5 protein-coding genes are annotated in these 6,650 nt (G+C 60.3%); 3 read left to right on the forward strand and 2 right to left on the reverse strand.

What is annotated here, in order from left to right:
- The coding region (locus tag WBP53_RS09775) for a PKD domain-containing protein (protein ID WP_423928383.1) at positions 1–3,106 on the reverse strand (3,106 nt) is incomplete at its 3' end.
- 119 nt (positions 3,107–3,225) lie between these two features.
- On the opposite strand from WBP53_RS09775, the gene WBP53_RS09780 reads away from it, so the two are divergent.
- The 3 genes from WBP53_RS09780 (at position 3,226) to WBP53_RS09790 (ending at position 6,038) form a co-directional block, all read left to right on the forward strand.
- Positions 3,226–3,891, forward strand: a complete 666-nt coding sequence (locus WBP53_RS09780) for a LuxR C-terminal-related transcriptional regulator (protein ID WP_423928385.1) — start codon at positions 3,226–3,228, stop codon at positions 3,889–3,891.
- Positions 3,888–5,732, forward strand: a complete 1,845-nt coding sequence (locus WBP53_RS09785; RefSeq protein WP_423928387.1) for an ATP-binding protein — start codon at positions 3,888–3,890, stop codon at positions 5,730–5,732. The genes WBP53_RS09780 and WBP53_RS09785 overlap by 4 nt, the downstream gene beginning before the upstream one ends.
- Positions 5,733–5,810: 78 nt before the next feature.
- Positions 5,811–6,038: a hypothetical protein gene (locus tag WBP53_RS09790; protein ID WP_423928389.1), complete on the forward strand. Its 228-nt coding sequence runs from the start codon at positions 5,811–5,813 to the stop codon at positions 6,036–6,038.
- A 152-nt stretch (positions 6,039–6,190) separates the two neighbouring features.
- Here the strand turns inward: WBP53_RS09790 and WBP53_RS09795 are convergent, their stop codons facing one another.
- Positions 6,191–6,613: a hypothetical protein gene (locus WBP53_RS09795; protein WP_423928391.1), complete on the reverse strand. Its 423-nt coding sequence runs from the start codon at positions 6,611–6,613 to the stop codon at positions 6,191–6,193.
- Between the last annotated feature and the right edge of the window lie 37 nt (positions 6,614–6,650).

A 6,650-nucleotide genomic window follows, 5' to 3' on the forward strand; every position in this document is an offset into this window, starting at 1 on the left:
GCGCCTGACTCTGATCGGGATGCTGCAGTCGGATGTAGCGGGCCGGCAGCGGATTGAAGTTGGCGTCACGCGCAAAGATGTTCCAGCGGTCATAAACCATGCCGTTGTCGGTCGGCGGAGCAAACACCCGCACACCCGCACCACCGGGAACCTCGGGACCGTTGAACGGCGTTGCCGACACGTAGACGCGGAAGCCTTGCAGATCGAGCGCGGCTAGATTGAAGGCGATCGGCTTGAGTACCGCGCCATTGTCATCGACGTTGGCCGCCGGGAATATGCGAATCGCCTCGATCGGCTGGACGCTGCCGAGATCGATATCCAGATACGGTTGGGTCGTGCTGACACTGGTGGCGGCAGTGCTGAACAGGCCGTCGGTTGCCTTGTCCAACCCCCGTCCGCTCTGGAACGGAATGCTACTGGTGGGCGGTACAAATAACGCACGACTGGCCCAGTCGCGTTGCAGCGGTGCCCAGTTCGGCTCGGTCTGCCCGTAGATGAACTGGGCGTTCCAGGATTCCGCCGTTTGCGCCGTGCGTTCGTGGTCGGTCATCTGGCACATGCGCATGGCGCTGTTCGGCACCGGACCGCTGGATTGCACCACATTGTAGGAATAACAGAGCGCAGAGTTGCCTTCGCTTACCACCAGCGCATCGCCTTGCGTTGCCGCCTGGCCTTCACTGTAGGTTTGCTCATTCTCTTCGCCATGGATGGCCCCTTTGGACGTTTGCCAGTCATGTCCGGCGGTCGCCTTGAGCGTCGATCTGAAATTGACCGGTTCATTGTCGGTGGTGCCGGCGGAAACGCCGACATAGGCCGATATGCTGTGGCTGGTGAAGCTGCCTGACCGGTTCTCCACGCTGGAGCCGCTGGTCTGTTGATTGCCAAAGGAGGCCGACATATAGCCATTGCCCAGCGAGCCCGATTGCAGGGCCGAGAAAAACGGCGGCATCCAGATCAGGTTGCGCAATTGGGGCTCGTAGACCGCGCCGCATTGCGTGCCGAGTGTGGCGAAAACTGAATCGCCATCGAAATCGCTGGCCAGCAAGGTAGAGGCGGCGTAAGGCGCCGGTGGAAACGAAGGAAAAATTCCCGATCCGGTTACTTGTTGCGCATGAGCCTGGGTGATTGCGGCGGGAATCTGCGCGCTATCCAGCCGCCAGAGTGAACGCCAAATCGTAGCGCGGTACGCAGAACCTAAATTGCCGAATTGCGGGCCTTCTCTAACGATCGATTGCGCGGTGGTCAGGATCTCGGTTGATCCGTCGCGGTCCATGTCACCAATGGCGATTCGGGGCTGGGACCCCTCGTAGAAATTGTTTTCAATAATTGCGAAATTACCGGGCGATGGAGAATAGACGGTGTCTTGCGTAGCGGTTGAAAACAGCGGCGATCGATCCATCTGATAGGTATAGCTTTCGGCTTGACCACCGCTACTGGCCTGCCCATTGATCACGATATCGCTGCCGTAGATGCTGGTCTTGCCGGTCCTGTCGGTGACGGTCAGGGTGACCGTGTAGCTGCCGGTCGCGTTGTAATTGTGCGATGGATTTTCGGCCACCGACGCGCTGCCATCACCGAAATCCCAATGCCGCGAATCCACATCGCCGGTGGCGGTGCTGGTGAACTTCACCGTGAACGGACCTGTGCCTGCAATCACGTCGAACTTGAAGCCGGCCTGAAGCCGCACACCCGCCGAATAGAGATCAACCTGGAGCTGGCGGCTGTGAGGGCTATCGGCGACACGCACCAGGGCTAGCTGGTTTTGCTCGCCGCCGAAAACCCTGCCGACTGCTGCGTCGAAAGCGGTTTGCGTTACTTCTCCGCTTGGGAGGCCTTCAAACTGGTTTCGCGGGCCGATAATCTGGCTGGTGTCAAAATCCCGGCCTGGTCCGCTACTGCTGATGGTCACCGCGCTGATGTCTGCGCCCGGCGCGACTTGCACCTTTGAAAAGTGAAGCAAGCGCTGGCCGATGTAGTACCCGCTTCGACCACTGACCAAAGTTCCGTTTGAGTCTCGCAGTGTAGATTGACCGGAAAAGGAGAGATGCACCAGCAGTTCCGCTGCCGCCGTATCGACCAGGTTGCCGGCGTTGGCCAGAAGGCGGTGCGGGGTGTTTACGAAAACGGTTTCGCTGCAGCTGAAGGGAGAACCAAACGGTGTGCACTGCGAGGGTGGAAGGGAGGGCGCTTCAAATCCATCATCGGCAAACGTGAAAATATCGCTGACGAAATCCCGGCTGCCGATATTCATGTCGCCTATCGCAATCGGCAAGCCGCTGTTGGCATGTGCATTTGGTGGGTTGAATTCGAGCAGGTGGATATGCAGGTAGTGACCATCGATAGCCACCACCATGAGCTGATCGCGACCATCGAGCAGAACATCGCCATGAGTCAGGCTCGATTTGCCAAAGCCAGCCGTACTCCCCCAGCGACCGGCCCAGCTGTTGTCCGCTTCGATCAGGCTGCCATCGGGGGCACCGGTCAGCACGATCACGTTCATCTTGCCGTCGGTCGGTCCAATCGAGCCGCGCCACATCAGGGCCAGTTGCTGCACGCGAGTGGATGTTCCGCGGAAATCACCGGCCTCCAGTTCAACCGAGGAGGTGGTCATGCCGGTGCCTTCGAGATTTCCATCCAGCTGCCAGCTGTCGATCATTCGCGCCGAGGGGGCAAATCCCGGAGTGCGCTGGAAAATGCCAATGATGATCTTGCTGAGTACTATTGGTTGGTTGGGGTCTGACCGAATGCCATAGGCCACCGCTATTTCGTCGCGACCATCGCCATTCAGATCGACATTGGCTGCGTCAAGGAAATACACGTCCGCGGGCAGACCGGCCGGAATCAGGTTGCCGCTGTAAACCTCGTTCAGCGGATCGGATTCTCCGGCCCGCGGCAGGCGATATTCGCCGATCGGTTTGAAGGACCGGTCGTTGTTGCTGAGCAAGGACATGAACTCGGCATCGCCCAGCATCAGATTGGTGGCGCCGAAAGGCGTAGTTTCGCAATCGATCGGCTCGGTGGCGTGCGTGCCGACGCATGCCACGGCGGCGCCCAGCGTCAAGGCCAGAGCAATCAGACGTGCAGGCAGAAAGGAATTCGGTTTCAAGAGCCAGTTCCCCAGTGGCGGTGATCCTGGTCAAGGATAGCTAGCCGTCATCGCGCTGCGCATCCATGAAAACATTGATTTTTTGCTGAACGGCCTTGTGATAGTTTCCCTGCTCATTGATGACTAAACCCATACTCTTAGTCGACGACGAGCCTGCGATGCTCGAGCGTCTCCGGCGCATCCTGGCGACGCTAGGGCATGCGGACGACAAGCTGCGTCTGGCCGCGACCCTGGCCGAAGGCAAGGTACTGGGACGGGAAAGCGACCAGCTCACGATGGCTCTGGTGGATCTCGGCCTGCCCGATGGCCGTGGGATCGAGCTGGTTGCCTGGCTGCGCGCGCGCAACGATGCGTTGCCGATCCTCGTCATCTCGGCATGGAGTACCGAGGAAATGATTCTCGGTGCACTGGCTGCCGGCGCCAGCGGTTACGTGCTCAAGGAGCGTGATGATCTGGAAATTGCCATGTCGCTGCGCAGTGTTCTTGCCGGCGGCGCACCGATTGACCCGTTCATCGCCCGGCGTATTCTGGCCTTGGTGCACCATCCTGAAGTCGCACGTTCTGCTTCGACGCAATCTGCAAAACTGCAGGAAGCGCTGACCCGGCGCGAGATGCAGATCCTCCAGTGCGTTGCGGACGGGATGAGCAATCGCGAGATTGCCGATGATCTGTCGATCACCCGGGCGACAGTCGAAACACACGTGCAGAAGGTCTATCGAAAACTGTCGGTGAACTCACGCACGCAGGCACTGTTCGCCGCGCGCCAGCACGGTCTCCTGCAGTGAAACTGCTTTCCCACGTTTGCCGATCGTGCCTCCTGCTGGCCCTGCTTTGGACGGTTCCCGCGTGGGCCGAAGAGATCGGCTGGCCAGGCAGCATCGAGGCTACACGTTCGGACGCGGATGCAAGTACACCGCCAAGCGCAGGTTGGGTTGATGTGAGGCTGCCCGACGACTGGAGCAAACGCTGGCCGAACTACGACGGTGTGGTCTGGTACCGGCTGAGCTGGGATCAGCCGATGCCTCTGGATGATGTTGCGCTGTATCTGGGCTACCTGACCTTCGCCGGTGAGATCCGGGTCAACGGTGCCCTCATTGCGCGCGACGCCATTCGCGTCGAGCCACTCAGCAGAATGTGGAACGTGCCGCGCTACTGGCGCCTGCCCCCACCGCTACTCAAAGTGGGCCGCAACACCGTGCTGGTGCGTGTGTCCGGCCTCGCCCAGTACACTCCGGGACTCGGGCCCGTGCGCGTGGGCGATGCCAATGCGCTCGAGGCAGAGTTCCGTTCCGAGCAGTGGTTGCGCCAGAGGCTCAATCTCATCGGCCTGTCGATCAGCCTCACGGTTGGCATGTTCTTTCTCGTCGTATGGCTGATGCGCCGCAGCGAAGTGGCCTTCGGCTGGTATGCGGCCGGCCGATTCGCCTGGTTGCCGGTGGCATGGAACACGGTCGCCATCAGTCCATGGCCGTTCGCGACCACCGATGCCTACCAAAACCTGATAGCAGCCGCGGTACCCATATCGATTGGTTGCTGGGGCATGTTCGTACTGCGATTTTGCGAGCGACGCTGGCCGCGGCGCGAGCTGGCCATGTGGGCGCTGCTGTTGCTTTCAGCGTCATGGATCATTCTGGCGCCACATGACGGCAAGCTCGCGGCACGCAACCTTGCCAACGCGCTGTCGGTGCTGGTGGTGGTGATCGTCGATGTCGCGTTCCTGTGGTTCGCATGGCGCGGTGGTCGACCGGATCAGAAATTCCTTTCACTGACTTCGGCCGCCCTGATCATTGCCGGGGTACACGATGCCATGGGCGTTGCCGGGGTCATTGGCGACACCACCAACTGGGCAAGCCTGACGGGCCTTATGGGCGTCGTCAGTGCATCGGTGGTGCTGGCATGGAACTTTGTCAGCAACCTGCGTCGTATCGAAGGCTTCAACATCGAGCTGCAGCAGAATGTCGACCAGGCGCGCAGGGAGCTGGCTGAAACGCTTTCGCGTCAGCACACGCTGGAGTTGGCGCACGTTCGCCTCGGCGAACGGGTCAGCCTTGCGCACGATCTGCACGACGGTCTCGGCGGGATGTTGATTGGAAATATCGCAGCGCTGGAACAGGGGCCGGAGAACGTTTCATCGCGCAAGATGCTCGACGCCCTGCGCGAACTGCGCGACGACCTGCGTTTAATCATCGACACCGCGTCGGCGCAGCATTACGGTGAAAACTCGCTCGGCGAATTGCTGGCGCCATTGCGTCACCGAACGTCGCGCCTGTTCGAGGCTTATGACATCGCCCTGCACTGGGATACCGATCGTCTGGATGATGTGTACCTGACCAACACCCAGAGCCTGGACCTGCTGCGCATCGTGCAGGAAGCGCTGACCAACGTGCTGAAACATGCCCAGGCCCGACGCGTCGACGTTGAAGTTCGCAATAACAACGATGCCCTGACCCTCGAAGTGCGCGACGACGGCCAAGGTGTGGGCAAGGCGGGATCCGAGCAGGGCACCGGCATGCGCAGCATGCAGGCGCGTGCACGCCGGCTGGCGGCGCACTTGTCCGTAGCATCTCAAGGCGGCGGCACCCTGGTCCGCCTGCATCGGCCGTGGCCGCTAACAGGTTTGCGGTGAGCTGATTCCTTGCCAGGACAATGTTTCTGCTTGACGTGGATCAAGGTAGCTGCGCTGGCGAGGCGGCACGATGCGCACATGATCGCTTCCACGCTCACGCATCCCCAGTTCTCCCGCGCTCCCGTCTTCGATGCGGAGTTGATCTCGCGCTACGACGTCAATGGGCCGCGCTACACCTCGTCTCCGACCGCACCGCAATTCCATGCGCAGTTTGCGGAATACCGCCCTCCGAAGGCGGTGGTCGGGGGTTCGAATCCCTCCGGGCGCGCCAATCCCTTTGTGACCATCTCGCGAGTACTTTCGTGACCGGGCTGCCCGGCATTCGGCTACCTTGGATCAAGGGTTTCGAGGCACGCGCACTCCCCAAAGATGTGATTGCGTCGGATACACCAATGGGGGGCAGGCAAGATCAGTCGAGTTCCCTCGACTCAACGAGATGGCGATCGATTCGTGGCGGGTCAAGCACGTGTGGTGGCTCGGCGTCCGCCGATTGTCATGCGGTCGGCGTCTCGCAGCAGATAGAGAGCGAAGCATGCCGCCAGCATCGGCCAGGCCGTAAAGAACATCAGATTGCCGCCCTCGTACGGGTGCAGGTATTGCTGCCATGAAGACAACGTTGAGCCGGCATGCAGCAGCAACACGGTGCCATAGGTAAAGCGGCGTGCAAAGCCGGTGACAAAAGCCAGCAGCAGGACCAGCTCAAGTACGCCAAGAGCCATGATGATTGTTGTGCCGAACCCGTCCAAGGCATAGAACTTGGCGAATACGCTGGCGGCGTGTTCGGGTCGGATAACCTTGTCCAGCGTCCACATCAACATCACTAGAAAAATGCTCAATCGCAACCCGAGCAGGGACAGACTTAGACGCTTTTCAGTGGCCATGGGTAGCTCCTCAATTGATATATGCATTGGTATGCAC

It is taken from the genome of Dokdonella sp. (genome assembly GCF_049593775.1).
Taxonomy (GTDB): Bacteria; Pseudomonadota; Gammaproteobacteria; order Xanthomonadales; family Rhodanobacteraceae; genus Dokdonella.

Bases quoted from the DNA above. Each gene is read 5' to 3' on its own strand.
- WBP53_RS09780 (WP_423928385.1), top strand. From the start codon at position 3,226: ATGACTAAACCCATACTCTTAGTCGACGACGAGCCTGCGATGCTCGAG.
- WBP53_RS09790 (WP_423928389.1), top strand. From the start codon at position 5,811: ATGATCGCTTCCACGCTCACGCATCCCCAGTTCTCCCGCGCTCCCGTC.
- WBP53_RS09795 (WP_423928391.1), bottom strand. From the start codon at position 6,613: ATGGCCACTGAAAAGCGTCTAAGTCTGTCCCTGCTCGGGTTGCGATTG.